Raw genomic sequence first — 24,308 nt, 5'->3', positions numbered from 1 at the left:
ATTTATGATTGAGGATTAACTATTGTCGATTGCTGATTTGTTGTGACGAATAAATCAGCAATCAAATATCAGCAATCGAAAATCTGAAATCTTAATATAGAATTCTATATCGAATAGTATTTGGAATCTTTTTTAATTTTTTCTCCAAATCTTTGTTATGGAAATTATCAATATCGGTAATTACATACCCCAAAGTTTCGTTGGTTTTCAGATATTGACCCAAAATATTATTGTCGTATTCTAAAAGTATATTATTGATTTGTGCCAAAATACCTTTCACGTTTTCATGGATATGCATGATTCTGTGGGCACTTTGAAGTTCAGGAAGCTGAATTTCAGGAAGGTTCACACTTCCATAAGTCGTACCCGTGTTGATGTAATTAATTATTTTGTTGGCAACATAATGTCCAATGTCTTCTTGAGCTTCTTCGGTGCTTCCTCCAATGTGTGGAGTCAATATTACATTTGACATTCCTTGTAATTCGGATACAAATGGTTCGTCATTGTTTTTCGGTTCATAAGGGAAAACATCGACAGCAGCACCGTGTATTTTACCGCTTTTTAAGTTGGCTACCAATGCATCAATATCAACAACGTGTCCTCTGGAAAGGTTTAAAAAGATAACTCCCGGTTTCATGTATTCGAAAGCATCGGCATCGATTAAATTTTTATTGCTGGCGCGTCCGTCAACGTGCAAAGAAACCACATCCGAAAGGGCCAATAATTCTTTCAAAGAAGAACATTTTTTAGCATTTCCAAGAGCTAATCTATCGACAGCGTCATAAAAATATACTTTCATGCCTAATGCTTCGGCGACAATAGAAAGTTGTGATCCAATACTTCCGTATCCAACCAAACCTAATTTTTTACCGCGAATTTCAACACTGTTAGTAGCCGATTTATCCCAAACACCAGCATGCATCAGTTTGCTTTTTTCGAAAGTATTACGAACTAACATTATTATTTGTCCCAAAGCCAATTCTACTACCGAACGCGTATTACTGTAAGGCGCATTGAAAACGGAAATTCCTTTCATGCTACAAGCATCCAAATCTACTTGATTTGTTCCAATACAAAAAGTACCAACAGCATGTAGTTTTTTGGCATGTTCCAAAACCTTGGCCGTGACATGTGTCTTGGAACGAATTCCAAGTATCGAAATCCCTTTTATTTTTTCGATTAATTCATCTTCGGATAAAGATCCTTTGATGGTTTCTACATTATAGCCTTCGTGTTCGAAGATTTTAACAGCGTCTTCATGAACATTTTCTAATAACAAAACATTGATTCTGTTTTTTGGATACGAAACAGAAGCCTTATAGGATAGTTCATAAAGAATTTCATCCAATGACGGCGCTATTTGGCTGGCTTTTTCAACCACAATTTTTCGGCTTACGTTTTCAGTGAAAGCAAAAAATTTGGATACTGCTCCACCCTCAAGTGTTTCATAATCGGTATAACCATCACCTATCATAATCGCTTCACCAGAAAGGTTTAATGATTTGATTTTTTTTACTTTCCCTTGGTTTTCGCACAATTCATCTTTCTCGTCAAAACCAATAATATTTCCTTCATGGTCAAATTTGAACGTATTGGCTAAAACGTGCTCTGGTTTGATCCCGTATTCCTGAACGATTGGGATGATAATTTCCTTAAAACCGTTTGAAATGATATAAATGTTTTCGGAGTGTTGTTTGAAAAACGTTCTATTTCTAATAACCGATGCGGTCACTTTCTTTTTTAATTCTTCAATTACGCTGCCGATGTGATCTCTATTGGCTTGCAATAATTGGATTCTTTGAGTCAAAGATTCTTTCAAGGACAATTTACCTTCCATTCCTAGGTCGGTTAATCGTTGAATTTCGCTTAATATTTGGACCCCTGCGGCACTATCTTGGTAAATTACTTCGCATAATACATCTAGTGCTTCGACTTTCATAAAAGTACTGTCAAAATCGAATATAAATGTTTCCTGATTTTCTGTCATCTTTTTACTGTTTTTCACAAATAGAAGTTATTTGTCAATTTTTTTTCAAAGATAGCCCCTCTATTGGTTTTCTGAAAATTTATTGGTATAATACTAAACAGTTTAACGAGAATTGAGATTATTGTTATAAATTATCCCTTTGGTTGGATAATTTTAAATTTAAACCTCTAAAATCAATTTTAAATTTTGTTTTATTTATTTTAAATTGATTGACCAAAGCTGATTTTCGCAATAGGAGAGCGATATTTCTTAAAAAAACCTATAACTTGTCGTTATTCTCTACACAAAACAGAGAATTTGACAAGTTATTGGTTTGTTTTTTGTCTCTAATTTTGCAATTTCACATCGGTACTTTCGAATATTTTATCGGCAGATGAAGCGACAAAACCTTGGTACAGATTACCATCAGGCGTTGCATATCGTAAAGCAAATTCATAGTAGCAAGATGGAATTTCAAAAGAACCTTCTTCAAATTTAATTGTGTATAAATCGGCTAGCGTACTGGATTGTTCTAAAAATTGCTCAGGCGTTCCTTTTATTTTTCCACCCGAAGCGTTTAGTTTCCACCCCTTTTCTTCCAAGAATGCATTCAATTCTTCCAGTTTTTTAAAATTCTTAAGTGCATTTACATTAATCGTGAAATGATTCGCACGGAAACCATAGATATACATCCAGGCTGCATATTCCGATTCTTCAAGTAGTGATTTGTATATCGCCTGTGAATCGGATTTCCAAAAAGTGCTGTTTAACGCTAATTCGGGATGATTAAATTCATTAGGGTCGCAATCATCCAGCAATTTTTTTACTGTATTTTGCAATGATTCTGAACATTTTTCTAACTCTAATTCAGAAATAAAAATTCTCGGGGCATCTTTGTCAGTAGTATGTTCGTAGTGTTTTGCAAACAATTTTTTGGATTCAAAAACATATTCTCCACGGGCTTCGTACCCAACGCTTAAGAAAATTTTTTCTAACACATCAATGTTGACTCTTTTGTCACTAAATGTTCTAATCGCAACATGATCATTTTGAATCGTTTCGCCTTTTTCTTCTAGTAGAGTATGTATTTTTTTAGCAGATGGGGTTATTTCAGCATATTGCTCCCATAGTTTCGAAAGTAGTTGATTTTTGTCCATTTTTGTCTGTAGTTTTAAATTGTAATAATGACACAAAACTAGATAGAATTCTGTTGAACTAACATATTTATGATCCGATTATTTATAAATGAACATTTTTGAATATAAATTATGTAATTTTGACATTTATTTAAAGGCTTTTAGCTTTAGAATTGTCAATGTTATAGTTTTCAACACATTATTTAAGTTATGGTAAACTCCAAAAACAACGAAAATACTGATTATTTAGACCAAGAAATCATCAGAAAGCTCAGTGAGAACGGGAGAATCCCTTTTTCGGAATTGGCCAAAGAATTAAAAGTATCCAATTCATTGGTACATTTGCGTGTCAAAAAATTGCAGGAATCGGGTGTGATTGCGGGTTTTTCAGTAAAATTGAATGCAAAAGCGAACGGTTTTGAAACCATAACGTATACTGGAATTGCCACGAAAGAAGCCCGTTTTGCCTATTCAATAGCCGAACAATTAAAACTGATTCCTGAGATTGTGGAATGCCATTGGGTTTCGGGTAAATATGCTTTGTTTATCAAGATTGTGGCGGCCAACAACGAAGAGTTACGCAAAATTATCTACGAACAAATCCACATTATTGAGGGAGTGGGAGGAACGGATTCCTTTATCTCTTTTGGTTCCGCTTTCGAGAAAAACTTGCCGATACACTAGGAATTTTAAACACGAATTTCACTAATTAGTACGAATCAGTTCGTGAAAATTAGTGAAATTCGTCTTTCTTGATTAGTAATTCCTTTAATTTTTTGCAACTAAACAATCCTATTTTCTTCTTCATTAAGTTCCTTTTTTTCTATTATAAAAAAGAGAAAAGTACCGATCGTTAATGTAATAATACTTAGCACCCAAAGGAAATACCCCAATTCTAAAGATAGAATTTTTGCTAGTGAACCACTTTCAGATCCAAGTATTTCAGTCCAAAATGAAAAACTAATTGCCAGTAGTAAAGCTATACAACTTAAAACAATTGCTTTTTGATCATTTCTTTGCAGCATAATTATTGCATATAAACATAAAGGATTTGCAAGCCAAATAATCTCCTCCAATAATCCTCCACCAAAAAAAGCGATGCTTCCTGTTAGTAAGTAACTTATGGATGCTGAATCTTGAGATTCTCCATGGTAATATATTTTTACTGCATTTTGAGTTAAAGAAATAAAGAACAGAAGTAAGCTAACATTTATGGTTATACTCTTAATTCTTTCTGATTCCATTTTTTGACTTTATGTTTTGATAGCTTGATTGTTATTTGACTTCAAGTTGTTCTTTAAACTTCAAAGCCCAATTTCTCTCTAACTCTATTCAAAACACCAGTCGCGACAGTACTTGCTTTTGCAGCTCCTTTTTTCAATAAAGCATCTACTTCCAGAAGGTTGTTGATGTAATAGTTGTATTTTTCTCTTTCAGTTTTGAATTTTTCAACGATCAATTCAAACAATGCTTGCTTGGCGTGACCGTAACCGTAATTTCCGCCTAAATAATTAGCTCTCATTTCTGCGATTTGATTTTCGTTTGCCAATAATTTATACAAAGCAAAACAGTTGCAGGTATCAGGGTCTTTTGGAGCTTCGAGTGGAGTACTATCCGTTTCGATGCTCATGATTTGCTTGCGCAACGCTTTATCATCCAAGAAAATATTGATAAAGTTATTGGCAGATTTACTCATTTTTCCGCCATTTGTACCTGGAATCAGCATGCTGTCTTCTTGGATTTTGGCTTCAGGAATTACAAAAGTTTCTCCCATTTGGAAGTTGAAACGAGAGGCTACATCACGGGTAATTTCCAAATGCTGCAATTGGTCTTTTCCAACGGGAACAAATTCGGCATCGTATAATAAGATATCGGCAGCCATAAGCATTGGATACGAAAACAAGCCAGCATTAACGTCTTCCAGTCGATCGGCTTTGTCTTTGAAAGAGTGAGCCAATGTCAAACGCTGAAAAGGAAAGAAACAGCTCAAATACCAGGATAATTCTGCAGTCTGTGCTACATCCGACTGACGGTAAAAAACTACTTTTTCGATGTCCAAACCACAAGCCAACCATGCGGCGGCAGTACTATAGGTGTTAGCTCTTAATGTTTCGCCATTTTTTATTTGAGTAATGGAGTGCAAATCGGCTATGAAAAGGAATGATTCGTTTTCTGGTTTATTAGATAATTCGATTGCTGGTATAATTGCGCCCAATAGGTTTCCCAAATGTGGAGTTCCAGTGCTTTGAACGCCTGTAAGTATTTTTGCCATTTTTATTTGTTTAAATCTTCTATGATTGTATTGTGGTATACTATTTTTCCGCAAAGTTAATTCTTTTGCTAAATTTTCCGCAAGTTTCCTTACTTTTGACTTTATGTAAGCCGCATAATTTTGAATTGGTCAGAAAAACCAAGGACGATTTGCAAATTATTTATGACCGTTTAGAACAATTATTAGCTACACATGAATAGTATAAAAAAAATATTTTGGGCCGTTTGGCGGGTTTGGTTTTATGTGGTAATGCTCATTCCAATTCTGATTATGCTGCCTTTTTTGGTCGCTTCTATATTGACTGAAAGCGGTTATCCCTATTTTTTCAAAATGTCTCGTGTTTGGGCGAAGTGTGTCCTGTTCGGAATGGGTTTCTATTATAAAGTCGAGAAACTGGGAAAATTGGATCACAATAAGAGTTATATGTTTGTGGCCAATCATACTTCTATGTCGGATATTATGCTTATGCTTGCCGTTGTTGACAATCCTTTTGTTTTTGTTGGGAAAATGTCTCTCGCCAAGATTCCATTGTTTGGTTTTTTCTACAAAAGAACTAGTATTTTGGTAGACAGAACCTGTTCTAAAAGCAGAATGAAAGTATTCAACGAAGCTCAAAAAAGAATTGATAGAGGGCTAAGTATTTGTATTTTTCCGGAGGGAGGAGTGCCTCACGATGAATCTATTTTGCTGGATACTTTTAAGGATGGTGCATTTCGTTTGGCTATAGAACATGCTTTGCCGATTGTGCCTTTGGTTTTTGCCGATAATAAAAAAAGATTATCCTATACTTTTTTTAGTGGTAGTCCGGGTTTGATGCGTGTAAAGATTTTGCCTTTAGTTGAGACGGTTTCAGATACAGGTGAACCAATGGATAGAAAGGAAGTACGTGAGCACGTTCGTAAATTGATACATGATGAGTTAATTGAGTTTAAAAAGCTTGATAAATTGAAAGTAAGAAAATAAAAAAAGACCGTCGCGTTTTTTGGAACGAGACGGTCTTTCCTGTTTTTATGCGTTGGCTAATTCTTTGATGTGATTTTTGATCTTCACTTCCAGTTCATCTGCCAATTCTGGATTGTCTTTGATTAGGGATTTAACAGCATCGCGACCCTGTCCAAGCTTGGTATCTCCATAACTGAACCAAGAACCTGCCTTTTTGATAATTTCAAATTCTACCGCAAGATCTAAAATTTCACCTGTTTTAGAAATTCCTTCACCATACATGATGTCAAATTCAGCTACTTTAAATGGCGGCGCTACTTTGTTTTTAACCACTTTCACTTTAGTACGGTTACCCAATACGTTTTCACCATCTTTAATCTGGGTAGAACGACGAATATCCAAACGTACCGAAGCGTAGAATTTTAATGCATTACCACCGGTAGTTGTTTCTGGGTTCCCAAACATGACACCAATTTTCTCTCTCAATTGATTGATGAAAAATACTGTACAATTGGTTTTGCTGATAGTACCAGTTAATTTTCTCAAGGCTTGTGACATCAAACGAGCGTGAAGACCCATTTTTGAATCTCCCATTTCGCCTTCAATTTCACTTTTTGGAGTCAATGCTGCTACCGAGTCAATAACAACGATATCAATGGCTCCTGAACGAATTAGGTTTTCTGCAATTTCTAATGCTTGCTCCCCGTTATCCGGTTGTGAGATGATTAGATTTTCGATATCAACACCTAGTTTTTCGGCATAATTTCTGTCAAAAGCATGTTCCGCATCTATAAATGCAGCAATTCCTCCAGCTTTTTGAGCTTCAGCAATTGCATGTAAAGTCAATGTTGTTTTACCAGATGATTCTGGTCCGTAAATTTCTATAATTCGTCCTTTTGGATAACCACCAACACCTAAAGCCAAATCAATACCCAAAGACCCGGAAGAAATCGTTTCCACTTCCTCAATGGCTTTGTCCCCCATTTTCATTACAGTTCCTTTTCCGTAGGTTTTATCTAATTTGTCAAGTGTAAGTTGCAACGCTTTTAACTTAGCTTCTTTCTCTGAACTGCTTTTTTCTTTCATCTCTTTTTTTTGTTTATTCGGTTTTCCTTTGTTTTTATATAAATGAAGGAGTCTATTTTATTTAATTTTCGTAAAAATACTTTTTTTTTTTGAAGTATCAAAAGTTGTTTTCTTTTGACAAATAAGCAGATTTACGTCGTTTCGAATTGTTATCTCGTATAGCAAGAACTCGAAATCATTAAGTCCTTTTACTTGCGTTATCGGTCAGGATATTCTGTTGCTGTGAATTGTTTCTATTTATTTGATGCCGGTTATTAAGATAGTTTTGTCTTTTACGTGAACAAAGCTTTTAATTCGGTAGCATCATGAGGATTCATTTTGCCAGCCAAAACTAAACTTAATTGTTTTCTTCTCAATGCAGCATCGTAACGGAGTTTTTCCAATTCAGTTTCAGGTTCGATTAGCGGAACTTCTACGGGTCTTCCCGTATCATCTACAGCTACAAAAGTATAAATAGCTTCGTTTGCTTTGGTTCTATTTCCAGATTGACGGTCTTCAACCCAAACGTCTAAATATATTTCCATCGAACTTTTAAAGGCTCTGGATACTTTGGCCTCAATAATGACAACACTACCCAATGGAATGGATTTATTGAAAGCCACATGATTGACGGATGCTGTTACACCTATACGTCGGGAATGTCTTCCTGCTGCAATGCTGGCTGCGCGGTCCATTCTGGCCAATAGTTCCCCTCCAAATAAGTTATTCAAAGGATTGGTTTCGCTCGGTAAAACCAAATCGGTTAATATAGTTAAGGAGTCAGAAGGATGTTTTGATGTCATACTTTTTTAAGGGAATTATGTTATTTGTTATGTTTTAATTTAGCCAATATACTGCCATTACTGATGGTATGAAATATAAAACAATGGTTCTTGCACCATCATAATCTTTGGCCAAACGTTGTCCAAAGAGAAGCATAATAAGAGTGATGCAAGAAAATATTGCACCATATAATCCGTAGATTCTACCACTATTTACGGCTATTTCTATTGCTCCTACCACACATAAAATACCAGAAATTAATTCCAGTATTAATACATTTACAAGAGCTAATGGGACTTGATTGCGTAAAGGAGTTTCGGCGAAATGTTCTTTAAGCCAATCGATATTGTCTTTCCAGTGAAATAGTTTATCCTGTGAAGATTGTAAAAAGGTAATTGCTAAAAAAACTAAAATTAAAATTGAGGCAATATTGTTCATGTGGTTCTATTTTTTATGTATTAAACGTGTTAATTTTATGGATAAATCGGTTAAAATTATTTTGGCATTACCATTGCGTTCAATGTGATACATCGCATCGGACAACTCTTTAAATATTTCTGAAATGTTATTTCCGTTTACAAAGGGAGCAAAGTTCTCCAGTTTAAATTTCTCAACTTTGGGTTCTATGTAAACAAGCTTTTTCGTTTCATAATTTAGCAACAAAGCTTGGCGGAACATTTCAATACAAAACTGAAGGAATTTTTTTTGGGTTTCTCTTCCTAACGTTGCTATTTGTTCGCTCCATTCAATGAGATCTTGTATAGCAGCGGCGTTTCCTTTGGCTTTAAAAGCGGCCCGAACCCAAGTTACAAACCATTGTTCAAACGGTAGTGCTTCATGGTCATCATATAATAGGTGTAATGCCTTACTGTAATTCCCTTGTGATTGGTGAGCAATTTTTAATGCCTGTTTAGGTTCAATCTGCTCTCTTTCGATAAGTCCATTTGCAATAATTTGTTCACTCAGACTGCTAAAATGAGTAATTTGGCAGCGGGAGCGAATCGTTTGAATTATATCTTCTTCGTTTTCAGAGATGAGAATGAAAACGGTTTTTTCGGGTGGTTCCTCTAGTAGTTTCAGTAATTTATTCGAGGCGGCTATATTTAATTTATCCGCCATCCAAATAATCATTATTTTGTATCCTCCTTCATATGATTTTAAGGATAGGGATTTTAAAATGTCCTGTGCGTCATCAACACGAATTTCTCCTTGTTTATTTTGAACCCCCAATTTTGCATACCAATCAAATAAACCTCCGTAAGGATTTTCTAGAATAAATTGCCTCCAATCTGCAATAAAGTCGATGCTTTTTGGTTTTATTTTGACTTCATCAGTAGTGACAGTGGGATATATAAAATGTAAATCAGGATGGGATATTTTTTGAAATTTAAGGAGGCATGTTTCGTTTAGTCCCCCTTTACTATTGCATAAAATGTACTGTGCATAAGCAATGGCCATGGGTAATGTCCCTGAGCCTTCCGGTCCAATAAATAGTTGTGCATGCGGAATCCTGCCTAAATTGGTGCTTTTAACCAAATGGTTTTTAATGTATTCTTGTCCTATAATTTTTGAGAATTCCATTGGGCAAAGATAGAAGAAAATGATAGTTTCAAAAATTTTCTATTGTAAAGTTTGGAATCGCGCTTGTCTTTAAACTCGTGAAAAACATAGGAGTTTACTCTATTTTTTATGGTTTTTGAACAGAAATATGTTGGTAAGTTTTGTATTAATTATTTAAATAAATTTTTTTCGTTTGTTTTTCTTGTAATTTATTAGGATAAATACTATTTATTTATTTAGTTTTTTAATATTTTAATTTTTTTTTGCATCTTAATTATTCCGATAAAGTGCTGATTTTACTCGGTGTAATGTATAATAAAGTGTGTTTGGGCTTTAAAATTATCTTTATTTTATGCTTCTAGACTTGCAAATTCAATTTAATTGTATATTTTTGTTTTATTAATTAAAAATCCAAGATATGAAAGGGAAAATTATTTTTTTCAGTATTTTTATGTTAGCATTAAGTTCTTCTAAATGCATCGCACAGGCAAAGCCAAACATGCCCAAAAGTATCATTAGTACTAGTGCTTCAATTCGTACTTATTATGATGATAAAACACTGAAAGCAATGTCAAAAGGAGAATTGGTTGAATTGTACATAGAACGTATGAAAGTAATTATCAAGATTTTACCTAATCTTGCTTTAGCTTCAAAACCAGGCGTTACTATGACAGACTTAGGAATTCCTGATAATGCTGACAACAGAAAAGCCTTGGATTTGCAAGGAGAAGCTACTCAAACGTATATTGATATTTCAGTAGATTTCTTAAGAAAGATGTTACCCTATTCTGATAAAGGACAAATCGTTACAGCAATTTTGTTTTATGAGCAAACATTGAAATCATTACATGATTTTGATCAGCAATAAAAAATAAAATTTTTAGAAAAATTTAGCGTTTTTCTAAGTTTGATCTTAGACCCATCATGGGTGAATAATACTCTAAGCCTACAGAGATTGAAATGTTAATAATACTTAATACCCCCAAACCTATGAAAACTAAATTTGTAATTATATGGGTTTTTCTTGCAGTTGTTTCCAATGTGAATGCACAACAGGAGAAAGGAATATTTGGACCAAGCAATTGGTTGAATAACTGGACAGAATTCAAACCAGGTAAAGCAGATTATGGTGAAGCTAGTCAGATACTTGCGGGTAACATAGCCGTAGATACAAAATTGTCCAAGAGAGATGTTTACATTATACAGGGAAATGTGTATGTTACAAATAATGCTATACTTACTATTGAGCCTGGTACTGTTATTATTGGTGATGCAGAATCTAAAGGTACTTTGGTTATTACCAAAGGTGCTCAACTGATAGCCGAAGGTTTGGAAACAGATCCGATAGTTTTTACTTCAAATAAAAGTATAAAGAAAGCGGGAGACTGGGGAGGTATTGTTATTCTTGGAGATGCACCGATCAATAAGTTTGGTAGTTATTCTTCTGTTAATTATGACTTAGATCCTTCTTTAACAACTTATGGAGGATTAAATCCGTCAAGTTCTTCTGGCGTTTTAAAATTTGTAAGAATTGAATATGCTGGAAAAAAAATAAGAGGATCAGAAAATTTCAATGCTATTCTTTTGGGTGGGATTGGGAACAAAACAATCTTAGAAAATATTATGGTGAGTTATGCTGCAGGAGATTCATTTGAAGTTCTTGGAGGTGAGCCCGTAATGACTAAAATGGTCTCTTATAAAGCGAATGGAATTGATTTTAAATTTACTTTAGGTGCTCAAGTTAAGATTGATAATTCATTAGCTATTAGATCGTCATATCTAACAAGTAGTAATGGCTCTCGTTGTTTAGACGTTTCATCATATATTAAGAAAGAAGACGTAGATTTTACTAAGAAGCAAACACTTGTTGCAGCTACTAATCTTACTTTGGCTAATGATAGTGACAATATTGACGCTGATGTTAAAGCAGGACTTGTGAAAGAGGCTGTTTATGTTGGTGAAAATAGCTCATTAATATTAAGAAAAAGCGTTATTTCTGGTTTTAATCCTGCAGTAGTATTGGATAATAAAATAGAAATCAATGACAAAAATCTTAAGAAAATTCGAATAGAAGAAATGTATTTTAATTTCTGTAAAGGAAATATTTTTACAGAAGGTTCATTGGAAAATGAAGATTTAGAAAGTTACTATGGAAATAGCGTTTTCTTCAATTTGTATTCTAAAACATCAAACTTAGAGACTTTTAATGACTTTGCAAATCCTAGAAGACCTGATTTTAGATTAGCTCTTACTAAAATTACAGCTTCTACTAAATAAAATCAAAGTTATTTGGACTAAAGAAAAATGAAAGTTAAGCCTAAAGTATAACAGGTTTAGCTTTCATTTTATTACTTAAAAAAGCTGTTTTTAATTGGCTATTTTTAATTCCAATTTAGTATAAAAGAGTTTAGCCTAATGATTGGTTGATAACCCAGTGATGATTTGCAGATTCCATATGCCCTTATGAAAAGCAATAAATATCAACATATGAAAAGCAAACCTACTCCTTCTTTTTCTTTTATAAAATTTATGTTTTTTTTGTTGTTGTTGGTCCCATCAACGCAGTATGTATTTGGGCAGCAAATTACTCCCAAAGCATTAAAATTTAATCAAATATGTGCAGGTGGTCCGCATCCTACAAAACCTGGCGAAATCTTCAATGAATATCAGGCTTTTTTTTCTATTACAGGATTTGCTTCAGATGAAAAATTTTATGTTGAGCTTTCAGATCCTACGGGTTCATTTGCAACCCCGACAGCTACAACTGTTCTAACTGCACTCCCTGGGACACCACTAGATACTGCTACAGATAAAACACTGACTTTTGCTGTTCCAACTAATTTAGTTGGCTCCAATCTTTATAAATTAAGAGTGGTAAGTGCTTCGGGATTTCAAAGTGGTCCTTTTACTATTTTTAACACATCTAGTACCAAAACATTTCCCGCCTATTATAAAGCCTATACTGACGCATTTGCAATTAATAGCAATCAGTCTGCAGTTAGTTTTTGTGCAGGTGGTAGTGCAACACTTACGGTATTTAATCCTACTCCTGAAATCCCAGATTCTTCTCCTGCAAACTATCCTCAATTAAAATATTCTTGGTATAAAGATGATGTTATAATTCCAGGCGAAACGACTACTTCTTTATCCGTAAATACAGCAGGTGTTTATTATGCTAAAATTGATTATGGTGGTTGTTCGGATGATAACTATAGTTCACAGAGTGTAACAGTCTCGGTGTCAACAGGTGCTTCATTTCCAATTGTTTCGAGTTTAGGTAATCCATTATGCGGCAGTCTTGGAAATACAGTTTTGTCAGTAACACCGGGAAAAACTTATATATGGAAAAAAGATGATGTTGTCATTAATGGTGCAACAGCTCAAACATATTTGACTAATGTTCCAGGAATTTATACTTGTGATGTTGATTTTGGAGGTTGTAATGCTAAAGGTACTATTGATTTGAAAGTATTAGACATTACAAGTACAATTAATGTAGAGGCAAAGAACTTTATTATCGAGGGGGAAGCACTCAATGTTACCACCACTACCACTGCAGTCTCTCCTACCTACCAATGGTTGTTTAATGATCTTGTTATACCAGGAGCCGATAAAAGCACATTAAATGTATCCGCGCAAGGGAAATATAAAGTAATTATAACAGAAACAACGAGTTGTATAATAACTGATGAATTTCCTTTTGAGGTTTCGTTTAAGGTAAATCTTAACGTTGCTAAAATCCCAAATATTGTAACGCCTAATGGTGATGGAGTAAATGATACCTGGATTATTCCTGATGAATATATTTCTGGAACTAATACGCATATTTTGATTTTAAATACTTTGGGAGAAATTGTGTTTGAGACGAACAATTATGATAATTATGCAGGATGGCCACAAACTGCTATAGAATTCACTAACTTCAATCCTGTTTATTATTATATAATTACTCCAAATGGCGGGTCTGCCAAAAAGGGTTCGATAACTCTTCTGAAATAATATGAAAAAAATTTTACTAAGCGTTTTCTTTTTTTGCTGTTCTGTACATGTTTTCTATGCTCAACAAGAAGACGGTGTTGTATCTTATGTTATCCCACCAGGAAACTCTTTAAAATTTAATTCGTTTGTAATTAATCCAACGTTCAGTTTTGTTAGGCAGCAAAGTGCCTATGTAACTTTGTTTAACAAAAGTCAATGGATAGGTTTTGATAATGCTCCAAAAACTTATTTGCTAAGTTACTCTGGTCGTTTTAGAGAGAATGAAGGTATCGCTCTAGGTGTTTTTCAACAGAATCAAGGTGTACTAACTACTTTTGGTGCACTTGCCAATTTTTCTCACAATATTTTATTACAAGAAGATAGCAACTTGACGTTTGGTATGAATTTGAGTGCCTACAAAAGTGGTTTAAACAGTGGTAAAGTTATTTCTAATATTCCAGATCCTTCACTTGATAATATCCCATCAAATACTTTAATGACAATTAGTCCGGGAATCAATTATGGGACTGCTTTCTTTGATTTTGGTTTCGCCTTCAATAATTTGATTACTTACAATCTTGATTCTGGAATTTTGAAAGACGATCCAAACAAGGGAATTGAAGGTCATATTATGTATACAGGTTTTATTGATTCCTATGGGTTTTTTGATAGGAGCAAATTTTCAGGGTTAATTAAAACCGAAGTGCTTAAAGATAAAACTATTTTTTCGGGTTCTGCTATGTTTACAATTCCAAAAGGAATTTGGGCTCAAGCAGGTTACAATTCGGTTTTGGGTATGACTGCTGGTTTTGGTCTTAATGTAACTCCAAAAATTGCATTAGAATATTCTTACGGAATGGGGTTAGGTGATATTTCAGAATTAGGAGCTTCACACATTATTGTATTAGCTTATAAGATAAAGAGTAAAAACTTTGATTACGGAGATGACGAAGAAGAAGGTGCTCTAATTGAAGCTGCACCAATACAGAAAAGCGTTGCTGCTAAACCGAAAGCAGATACTAAGGCAGCTGCCGATGCGCGAATTGAGAAACAAGCTAAAGTAGCTGAAGAAAATAAAGCTAGATTGGCAGCAGCCTCCAAAGCCAAAGCTGATGCTGCAGAAGCTGCAGCTAAAGCTAAATTGGCAGCGAGTACTAAAGCTAAATCGGATGCAGAAGCAATTCAACAAAAAAATAAATTAGCGGCCGATGCTAAAGCTAAAGCAGATGCCGCTGCTTTAGTACTAGCGAGCAAGAAAGCTGAACCAGTTAATAAAACAAAATTAGGAGCAGATGCAAAAACTAAAGCCGATGCTGATGCTTCTGCTAAAGTACTTGCAGATGCCAAAGCAAAAGAAGCTTCTAAGGCTAAATTAGCTGCAGAATCGAAAGCAAAAGCTGATGCCGATGCTGCTGCCGCTAAATTAGCTGCGGATGCTAAAGCCAAAGCTGATGCCGATGCCGCTGCGAAACTTGCTGCCGACAATAAAGCGAAAGCAGATGCTGCCGCAGCCACTAAATTAGCTGCAGAATCGAAAGCAAAAGCTGATGCCGATGCTGCTGCGAAACTTGCTGCCGACAATAAAGTGAAAGCTGATGCCGATGCTGCTGCCGCTAAATTAGCTGCGGATGCTAAAGCCAAAGCTGATGCCGATGCCGCTGCGAAACTTGCTGCAGACAATAAAGCGAAAGCAGATGCCGATGCAGTTGCCGCTAAATTAACAGTGGATGCAAAAGCCAAAGCCGATGCCGATGCCGCTGCGAAACTTGCTGCCGACAATAAAGCGAAAGCAGATGCCGATGCCGCTGCCACTAAATTAGCTGCGGATGCAAAAGCCAAAGCCGATGCCGATGCCGCTGCGAAACTTGCTGCCGACAATAAAGCGAAAGCAGATGCCGATGCAGCTGCCACTAAATTAGCTGCGGATGCTAAAGCCAAAGCCGATGCCGATGCCGCTGCGAAACTTGCTGCCGACAATAAAGCGAAAGCAGATGCTGCCGCAGCCGTTAAATTAGCTGCGGATGCAAAAGCCAAAGCCGATGCCGATGCCGCTGCGAAACTTGCTGCCGACAATAAAGCGAAAGCAGATGCTGCCGCAGCCGTTAAATTAGCAGCGGATGCAAAAGCCAAAGCTGATGCCGATGCCGCTGCGAAACTTGCTGCCGACAATAAAGCGAAAGCAGATGCTGCTGCAGCCGTTAAATTAGCAGCGGATGCAAAAGCCAAAGCTGATGCCGATGCCGCTGCGAAACTTGCTGCCGACAATAAAGCGAAAGCAGATGCTGCCGCAGCCGTTAAATTAGCTGCGGATGCTAAAGCCAAAGCTGATGCCGATGCCGCTGCCGCTGCGAAACTTGCTGCCGACAATAAAGCGAAAGCAGATGCTGCCGCAGCCGTTAAATTAGCTGCGGATGCTAAAGCCAAAGCTGATGCCGATGCCGCTGCTAAACTTGCTGCCGACAATAAAGCGAAAGCAGATGCTGCCGCAGCCGCTAAATTAGCTGCGGATGCTAAAGCCAAAGCTGATGCCGCCGCTCAAGCAGAACAGGATAAAATTGAAGCTGCAGCAGCTGCAAAACTTGCTGTTGAAGCATTAGCCAAAGCCAAAGCTGATGCAATGCCTAAGGATGAATACGGTAAGTCAATGGATAATTTGACCAAGACACTCGAAGATTCTAAGCGTAAACAGCAACAATTGTTAACTCGTTTGGATGCTTCCGTGGCCAATAAGCAAAAGGCATTGAAAGAAATGAGAGAAGAAAATGATTTAAGTGATAAAGGTATTGTAAAAACTACAGTAGAATTCAAGAGTACTTCTGCAGAAAATGCCGAACTTGAATCTATTAAGGCACAAATTGCCGAGGTAAATAGAGCTCAGGCAGAATCTTTGGATGAGTTTAATAGACTTTATGCTGAAAGACTTAAAAAGACTCCAAAAAATGATTTTATCAATCAAAATTATTTAAAGACTATTGAGAATTTAAAAGCGGAACAGGCAAAAGCGGAGCAATCTAACGCTTTAATGGCTGCTAAACTTGAACAAATCAAAGTAGAAACTGAAATAGAGAAAAAACGTAGAATAAAACGCGCAGCTTCGTTGAACGATCAAGATCGTTATGCTCAAGATTTAGCTACTTTGAAACGTATAAAAGAAACTACTAAAGTGAGTAGTACTCCATTAAAAGCAGAAGATTTTGATTTTGGTGATAATCAAGCTAACATGCAGATTATTAAGAATAATAAAAATGTAGAGAGTGGTTATTATATAATATTGGCCGTTCATAGTGATGTACAAAAAAGAGACACTTTTGTTACCAAAACTGTGGCATCTGGACAACCAAATGTAAACTTCTTTTATGATGTAAATTCAAGTAAATATTTTATTTACAACGATAAATTTGATAATTTGGAAGAAGCTACACAAGCATTAGAAGCAAAAGGTAGTAAGGCTTATAATAGCAAAATGGTTATAGTGAAAATTGAGAAATAATAAAACTCCGTTTGTTTTATTTTAACATAAAATACTTTGTGATACTATTTGATATTGTTTTAATTTGTTTAATTTTAACTTTTTATGTTATAATTTGTAATATAAATCACATTATAAACTACTGTTTAAGAGCACTTAAACTAAGGTTCATTTTAAAATAATCATTTTTAGAATTGCTTTTTTGGATAATAAAAAGGCTTTTTTGCACTTATTGAGTTATAAAATTGCATTTAATTAAAATATTTTATTCGGTAAATTTATTCAAACGCCTCAATGAATAAATTATTGCTGAAAGACATAAACACATAAAAACTATGAAAAAACCTACTTTTTCAAAACCTATTCATTGGATATTATCTCTATTTGAAAGTTTATTTCATATAGAAGAGTTTTATTGTGCTTCAACCAGGAGAGAATTTAGAAATTGGAGTAAGCCAGTTTTTCAAAGAAGTACTTTTTCAACAATACAGTATAGAGCAATTTTTTTGCTATTCTTTTTCTTTCTAATAACTACTCTTTCCAGTTTTTCTAATTTAGGAATATCAGCTTCATCTAGAATTGGTATTATTAACGTCAATGCAAAAAAAGATGTAGTACTGATAGACTCGTTAAAAAGTAAGTTTGCTGGGACTACTAAAGAAGCTGCGGTTTTCAATGTCGCAATCACAAATCCAGTTATTAAGTATGCACAATTACCGTATGCTGGGCAAGTTTCAATTTGTCCAAATGACGGAAAAGAATTACCGAAATTATTTTTATGTGGGGGAAATGATTCTCGACTTATTGAAACTGGAATAACAGATGCGCAATCTATTACATGGGAAAGATTTATTTCGGGAGGAAGTTGTATTACTGTTTCTAATAGCGATTGTGCTAATGAAAGTGCAGCTGCATCATGTTGGGCTCAAATTGCAACTGGAAAAGATTATTTGGCAAATTCAGCTGGACAATTTAGGGTAAAAATAACCGACAGTGCAGGAACTCCCTATGTTTTTTATTTCAATGTATATCAAAATAATTTAGTCCCTACAGCTGTTGCTAAAAATGACATTGTTAAATATGGTGCTAGTTGTAAAATTGATGGTAAAATTACGGTTGGAGGATTTGGCAGTGGTTATGAGTATAGTTTTACTACTGGTTCAACTCCAGGGACTTGGCAGGATAGCAATGTTTTTACCACAAGTACACCAGGTACTTATACAGCATTTATTAGAATAAAAGGTATAGTAGGTTCATGTGAGTTTAAAGTCATAAACCTTGAAATTAAAAGTTTAGATTTTGCAGTTACAACCTCTATTACTTCACCGAAGTGTAATGGTGGTCTAGGTAGCGTACAAGTTATTACAAATGATGTAAAACAACAATATATCTATAAAATTTTTAATAGCGCTAATGTTTTAGTAAGTTCTTCTGGTACTACAGCTAATCCAGATTATACTTTTACCGGTTTAAGTTCGGGTACTTATAAGGTTGAAACGTCTGTAGTTGGATCATCGTGTATGGTAGATACCAAGACAAATGTTATTGTTGCTAATGCGCCTACTTCTTTAACATCTACTGCAAGTATAACAACAGCCTTGACGCCTTGCAATACTGGCGCAATAACAATTACTGCAGCAGGAGGAACTTCACCTTATAAATATTATGTTGACATTGATGGTGCTGGATTTGTAGAAAATCCGACTAAGGTAATTATAGTTTCTAAATCGGGAAATTATGTTATTCGGGTTGAAGATGTTAATGGTTGTTCTGCTAGTAATACAACAGTAATTGTTCCCGTAGTTGATAAACCTGTTTATACTATTAGTAAAGTTGATGGAAATTGCACGGGATCATTAGGACAAATTTCTATAAATGTAACCGACACGAAAGGTTATACTATGGGGTACAGTATAGATAATGGTACAAATTATTATACAACTAGTGTATTCTCAAGTCTTACCCCAGGAATTTACAGTGTAAAGGTGAGATATAAAAAATCTGGCAGTACTTGTTATGACCCTGCAGTTACAATTACAATAGGAGCTTCAACTGCTCTAACTGCCTCAGCGGGAGTTGCAGAATTATCCGGTTGTGGTCCCGTAGGAAACGAACTTCAAGGGAAGGTTAGAATTACAAATCCTCAAGGAGGAACTACTTATCCAGCTCCAAATCTTTACAGATACAGCTTTGATAATAAAGCGACTTGGATAACATCAAATGAAGCGTTTATTAGTCCTGGAGGTCCGTATACATTTTATATCAAAGATGCAGCTGGTTGTGAATATGCCATGGGAGGTATTGTTTTAGATCCTAAACCTGCCGCTCCAACTATTAGTGTCAATGAACCTGTCTTTAATTGTGATGGATCCGCGACGAGCACAGTTACCGTTACTAACAGTGGAAGCGGAGATCCAAAATTTAGTTATGATTATTATATAGATGGAGTACTAAATACCAGCACACCTTCTAATATTTTTAAAAATGTAACTCAAGGGGATCATACTATAACTGTAAATTATAATGTATTAAGTGTTTCAACCTATAGTAATTTATTGCAGGAGGATTTTGGGAAAGGTGGATTTACCACAACACCAGGTATAAATCCTGCATATTGCTTTGAGGATGAGGCTACTACTCATCTTTTGCCTGGATATACGTGTAATACGGATCAATGGATTAATGATGGGGAATATGCGGTAGCAAGTTCTATTGTAACTACTTTTGGAGGTACTTGGCTTGTTGCCAATGACCATACATTGCCGGATGATCCAAAAGGAAGATTTTTGTGTGTAAACGTAGGGGGAACTGCTGGTATAGGCGGAATTTTATATAGTAAACCTATCAAAGATGTTATCCCGAATCAACCCGTAATTATTTCTTTATGGGCAGAGAATTTGATAAAATCAACTAAAACTAGCTATGACGATCCCAAATTAACTATTCAATTAGTAAATAATTTAAATGGTGTAGGGGGTACAGAAACTATTGTTGCTACGACTCCAGTAGCTACTCCTTGGGTTGTTCCGAAATCAGATAAATGGGAATACAAAGAATTATCATTAAATCCAGGGGCTTATACTAATTTGAGTTTTGTAATTAGATCCTACAACAATGAATTTAATGGTAATGATGTACTTATTGATGATATTTGGGTGCGTCAAATACCAAAATCGTGTAATACAATGGCTTCATTTCCTGTAATTGTCGATGGCAGTAAAGCTTTTTCTGCTTCCATAACAGGTTATAAAGATGTTAAATGTAATGGGCAACAAAATGGTGAAATTACTTTATCTGCCAAAAATTTTAATCTGCCTTATGGTTTCGATTATTCGATGGACAATGGTGTTACTTGGGTAAACAGTAAAGTTTCTCCTGTAACTGTAACAGGTTTGACAAACAAGATCTACAATATAAAAATCCGTTTTGACGCATCAACAGGAAGCTGTAGTTTCCCATTCTCTCAAGAGATAAAAATGCCTTCTGCTCTAACAGTTTCTGCTTCTGTAACCAAAGTGGCTACTTGTAAAACAGGAGCAACAATTACAGCAGTGGCTAAAGGAGGAACTTCACCTTATGAGTATGAATTGAGGCAGTCTAATGGAACTACTGTAGTGAAACCTTTTAGTAGTAATGGAGGTGTTTTTACTGATGTGCCGACTGGTAATTATATGATTTTTGTTCTTGATGCTAATTTGTGTACCACTTCAGTTGGGGCTACTGTTAGTGTAACTGCGGCAACACCACCAGTGGCTAGTTTAGATGCCACAACCGATTGGTGTTATACAACTGCTAATCCTGCTACTTTGGTGGTAAATGCCAGCAGTGGTGTTGGTCCTTATACTTATGCCCTAGATGGTAACGCACCAGTCAATTCAAATACTTTTAGCAATGTAGCGCCTGGTACACACACGATTATAGTTACTGATACTAATTTGTGTACAGCTACTATTTCAAATATTAGTATCGCTCCTCAATTGCAATTGAATGCTACATTAGCACAAGATTTAACGTGTTTGGTAAACGCTTCAATTACGGCTACTGTTGTCGATGGATATGGTGCACCTTACACATACACTGTTTCTCGTAATGGAGGAGCTTCTACGGTAGTTTCTTCTTTCCCTTATGCTGCTACTCTTTCGGGAACATATGTCTTTACTGTAACCGATAGCAAAAGCTGTCCAGCAACTAGTAATGCCATAACTGTTACTCCAAAAACAACGCCAACTTTAACAAGTGCTAAAACCGATATTACTTGTAATAATGCTAATGACGGAACTATAACCGTTACTGCAGCTAATGGTTTTACGACCACTTACACTTATGCTATTAAGTTAAGTGCAGCAGCGACTTATACAACACAAACTACAAACCAATTTACAGGTTTGGCAGCTGGTACTTATAATATTAAAGTAATTGACAGTAAAGGTTGTGAGTCTGCAGTGAGTAATGTTACTATTGTGAATCCAACTGTAGTTGGAGGTACTATTAGTGCAACCGAATTAGCTTGTAGTTCCACAGGCGCGATTCCAGCAGTTGTGACTGTTAATGGTTCTGGGGGAACAGGATCTTATGAGTATAGCTTTAATGGAGCCACTAGTTTTAGTTCTGACAACACATATTCTACTTATTCATCAGGGACAGTAACTGCTTACATCAAAGATAAAAATGGATGTCAATTTGGACCATTATCAATTATAATTAATCCTAAGGTGTTTATTACAGGCATTGATGTGTTTTTTGAGACAGGTCTAGAGTGTCCAGCTTATGAAGCGCATGTTAAATTTCAAGCGGTAGGTGGATTATCACCTATACGTTACCAAATTATTTCTGGACCTTCAGGTTTTAGTTCTGCAGTTGTGTCAGATGGAGAATTTAAAAATCTTAAACCAGGAGATTATATTTTTAGAGCTACCGATAAAAATGGCTGTAGTTTTGAACGACCTTATCATGTAAGCGATGTGCCAGATATTGTTGCGGGAGGTTCTGTGCTTACTCCAATTAAATGTTTTGGAGATAAAGGAACAATTCAGTTTACAGTTAATGGAGTAAAAGATAGAGGTTACGATTATGTAATTAAGAATGCTGCTAATGTAATTATTCAAACTGCTAGCAATGTGAGTGAAACAGTTACTATTATTAATGTTACTAGTCCACAACCAGCAGGAGTTTACACTATTACTGCGACAGACAGAAAAACCACTTGTCCTGCAACTTACAGTATAACTCTTACCCAACCTTCAGCAGCGTTGTCTATTACAAGTGCAACAGCAACGAATGTAAATTGTAACAACGATAATTCACAAATTACGGTTGTTGCCTCCAATGGGACACCAAATTACACTTATGCTTTTGCAAAAAGTCCATCGACGGTTCCAACTTCTACTTACGGTACAAATCCTTTAACGGTAGACACCAATTCTGGGGTTGATTTAGTTTGGGATGTTTATGTTAAAGATGCGAATGATTGTACAATTAAAAAAACGGTTACAGTTATAAGTGACGCTATGCCAGCGATTACGAGCGTTGTAGTTGGAGGGCAATGTACTGCTTCAGGAAGTGGATTTACTATTACCGCTACGCCATCTGCTACAAGTTTAGCACCATTAACATATGGAATAGCAGGCCCAAGCGGAGCTTTCCAAACAAGTCCTATTTTTACTGTATCAGCTGGTACTTACACCGTTTATATCAAAGATAAAAATGGTTGTATAGTTGCGGCACCGGCTTCAACAACGGTTTATCCGGAATTGATAGCAGGATCTTCAGTGACTAAAACATTAGATTGTTCAGCCAGTCCAAATGCAGTCATTACAGTTACAATTGCTGGTGGAAAATCGCCTTTTACGTATACCGTTAAAAAAGGTTCAGGAGCGGCAAGTGCAGCAAGTTCACCAAGTGCAGCTTTAAGTTTTACTTATAGTGTTAGCAATGCCAATGCAGATGCATATACTTTTGTAATCACAGATGCCAATGGTTGTACTTCTACTACATCAACGACAGTAAACCCAATTACGAATCCTACGGCAACACCAACTCCTACACAAGTTAGTTGTAATGGTGGAGTGGATGGTACAGTGAGTTTAGCTGGTTCAGGAGGATCTGGCGGTTATACGTATAGTTTTAACGGAAGTGCCTTTACCGGAACCACAAGTTATTCTGGATTATCAGCGGGAATAGCCTATCCATATCAAGTAAAGGACAGCAAAGGTTGTGTATCCACAGCAGCTACTATTACACTTACCCAACCAGCAACTTTAGCAGCTACTGTAACAGAAGTTCCATTTAGTTGTAATACAAGCAATGCGAAAGTAGCGGGAACGGTAACTATAAATGCACCATCGGGAGGAACAGGACCATTTGAATATAGTTTCAACGGATCAGGATATGGTTCGATTAATGTTTTGACTTTAAATGATAACGGAGCAAATCAGCCTTATACATATTCTGTTAGAGATTCAAAATTATGTACTGTTTCAGGATCGGGAACATTATTGAAGTTGAATCCTCCAACGGATTTAGCTTTTGCCAATGCGGTTATAACCTGTACTGCAACGTCTACTACAGTTACAGTAACAGCAACAAATGGAGTTGGAACATTACAATACGAGACTATTACTCCTTCACCAATAATTAGAGGTAAACAAACTTCAAATTCATTTGCGAGCTTAACAGCAGGAACCTATTTGTTTAAAGTGACGGATGCTAATGGTTGTTATTATACCGAATCCTATGAAATTAAGGACGTTGTTCCAATTGCGATTTCAGGTAATGTTGACACGAATGTAAAATGTAATGGCGATTCAACAGCCAAAGCAACTTTTACTGTATCAGGGAATGCTACAGTTGGTGCTTACACATTTGCATTAACTGCAGGAACATTAGGAACAGGAACGCTTACACAGTCTGGTAATACGCTAACATTAGCCAATGTAAAATCGGGTACATATACTGTTAGAGTTACAGATACAGCAACGGGTTGTTTCAAAGATGGAACAGTGGTTATTACCCAACCTTCAGCAGCGTTGTCTATTACAAGTGCAACAGCAACGAATGTAAATTGTAACAACGATAATTCACAAATTACGGTTGTTGCCTCCAATGGGACACCAAATTACACTTATGCTTTTGCAAAAA

At 35.8% G+C, this 24,308-nt stretch carries 15 protein-coding genes; 7 read left to right on the top strand and 8 right to left on the bottom strand.

Going from position 1 to position 24,308, the window contains the following annotated elements:
- Window positions 1-91: 91 nt before the first annotated feature.
- Both serA and KZH69_RS00075 read right to left on the bottom strand, forming a co-directional pair.
- Window positions 92-1,987: a phosphoglycerate dehydrogenase gene (serA, locus tag KZH69_RS00080; RefSeq protein WP_219315419.1), complete on the bottom strand. Its 1,896-nt coding sequence runs from the start codon at window positions 1,985-1,987 to the stop codon at window positions 92-94.
- Between the two features lie 326 nt (window positions 1,988-2,313).
- Window positions 2,314-3,123 carry a DUF1338 domain-containing protein gene (locus tag KZH69_RS00075; RefSeq protein WP_219315418.1) on the bottom strand — a complete coding sequence of 270 codons (810 nt, stop codon included), beginning with the start codon at window positions 3,121-3,123 and terminating at the stop codon, window positions 2,314-2,316.
- Between the two features lie 189 nt (window positions 3,124-3,312).
- Between KZH69_RS00075 and KZH69_RS00070 the strand changes: the two genes are divergently transcribed.
- Window positions 3,313-3,786 (top strand): Lrp/AsnC family transcriptional regulator, encoded by a 474-nt coding sequence (locus KZH69_RS00070; RefSeq protein WP_219315417.1) that lies wholly within the window; start codon window positions 3,313-3,315, stop codon window positions 3,784-3,786.
- Window positions 3,787-3,884: 98 nt separating this feature from the next.
- Here KZH69_RS00070 and KZH69_RS00065 read toward each other — a convergent pair whose 3' ends face one another.
- Together KZH69_RS00065 and trpS are read right to left on the bottom strand one after the other, a co-directional pair.
- Window positions 3,885-4,346, bottom strand: a complete 462-nt coding sequence (locus KZH69_RS00065; RefSeq protein ID WP_219315416.1) for a hypothetical protein — start codon at window positions 4,344-4,346, stop codon at window positions 3,885-3,887.
- Between the two features lie 53 nt (window positions 4,347-4,399).
- A complete protein-coding gene (trpS, locus tag KZH69_RS00060; protein WP_219315415.1) occupies window positions 4,400-5,374 on the bottom strand; it encodes a tryptophan--tRNA ligase in 975 nt (324 codons plus the stop codon).
- A 192-nt stretch (window positions 5,375-5,566) separates the two neighbouring features.
- On the opposite strand from trpS, the gene KZH69_RS00055 reads away from it, so the two are divergent.
- Window positions 5,567-6,337, top strand: a complete 771-nt coding sequence (locus KZH69_RS00055; RefSeq protein WP_219315414.1) for a lysophospholipid acyltransferase family protein — start codon at window positions 5,567-5,569, stop codon at window positions 6,335-6,337.
- Window positions 6,338-6,382: 45 nt separating this feature from the next.
- Here KZH69_RS00055 and recA read toward each other — a convergent pair whose 3' ends face one another.
- From recA to KZH69_RS00035, 4 genes are all read right to left on the bottom strand, one after another.
- Window positions 6,383-7,402 carry a recombinase RecA gene (gene recA, locus KZH69_RS00050; protein ID WP_219315413.1) on the bottom strand — a complete coding sequence of 340 codons (1,020 nt, stop codon included), beginning with the start codon at window positions 7,400-7,402 and terminating at the stop codon, window positions 6,383-6,385.
- A 272-nt stretch (window positions 7,403-7,674) separates the two neighbouring features.
- The gene (locus tag KZH69_RS00045) at window positions 7,675-8,184 is read right to left on the bottom strand and encodes an acyl-CoA thioesterase (protein ID WP_219315412.1); all 510 of its coding nucleotides are present in this window, start codon (window positions 8,182-8,184) and stop codon (window positions 7,675-7,677) included.
- A 34-nt stretch (window positions 8,185-8,218) separates the two neighbouring features.
- Window positions 8,219-8,602, bottom strand: a complete 384-nt coding sequence (locus KZH69_RS00040) for a DoxX family protein (RefSeq protein WP_077372563.1) — start codon at window positions 8,600-8,602, stop codon at window positions 8,219-8,221.
- A gap of 6 nt (window positions 8,603-8,608) precedes the next feature.
- Complete coding sequence (locus tag KZH69_RS00035; protein WP_219315411.1) at window positions 8,609-9,745, bottom strand: DNA polymerase III subunit; 1,137 nt, start codon at window positions 9,743-9,745, stop codon at window positions 8,609-8,611.
- 397 nt (window positions 9,746-10,142) lie between these two features.
- On the opposite strand from KZH69_RS00035, the gene KZH69_RS00030 reads away from it, so the two are divergent.
- The 5 genes from KZH69_RS00030 to KZH69_RS00010 all read left to right on the top strand — a co-directional run.
- Window positions 10,143-10,592, top strand: coding sequence for a hypothetical protein (locus KZH69_RS00030; RefSeq protein WP_219315410.1), 450 nt, complete (start codon window positions 10,143-10,145; stop codon window positions 10,590-10,592).
- Window positions 10,593-10,714: 122 nt separating this feature from the next.
- Complete coding sequence (locus tag KZH69_RS00025; protein WP_219315409.1) at window positions 10,715-12,001, top strand: beta-helix domain-containing protein; 1,287 nt, start codon at window positions 10,715-10,717, stop codon at window positions 11,999-12,001.
- A gap of 210 nt (window positions 12,002-12,211) precedes the next feature.
- Complete coding sequence (locus tag KZH69_RS00020; protein ID WP_219315408.1) at window positions 12,212-13,723, top strand: T9SS type B sorting domain-containing protein; 1,512 nt, start codon at window positions 12,212-12,214, stop codon at window positions 13,721-13,723.
- A gap of 1 nt (window position 13,724) precedes the next feature.
- Window positions 13,725-17,192, top strand: coding sequence for a PorP/SprF family type IX secretion system membrane protein (locus KZH69_RS00015; protein WP_219315407.1), 3,468 nt, complete (start codon window positions 13,725-13,727; stop codon window positions 17,190-17,192).
- Between the two features lie 314 nt (window positions 17,193-17,506).
- Window positions 17,507-24,308: SprB repeat-containing protein (locus KZH69_RS00010; RefSeq protein WP_219315406.1), on the top strand; the 6,802-nt coding region annotated here is incomplete at its 3' end.

Origin of the sequence: Flavobacterium taihuense, assembly GCF_019351435.1 — a bacterium.
In the GTDB taxonomy this organism is placed as follows: Bacteria; Bacteroidota; Bacteroidia; order Flavobacteriales; family Flavobacteriaceae; genus Flavobacterium; species Flavobacterium taihuense.
The sequence above is the reverse complement of the archived record's forward strand: the minus strand, read 5'-3'. Positions and strand labels throughout refer to the sequence as shown.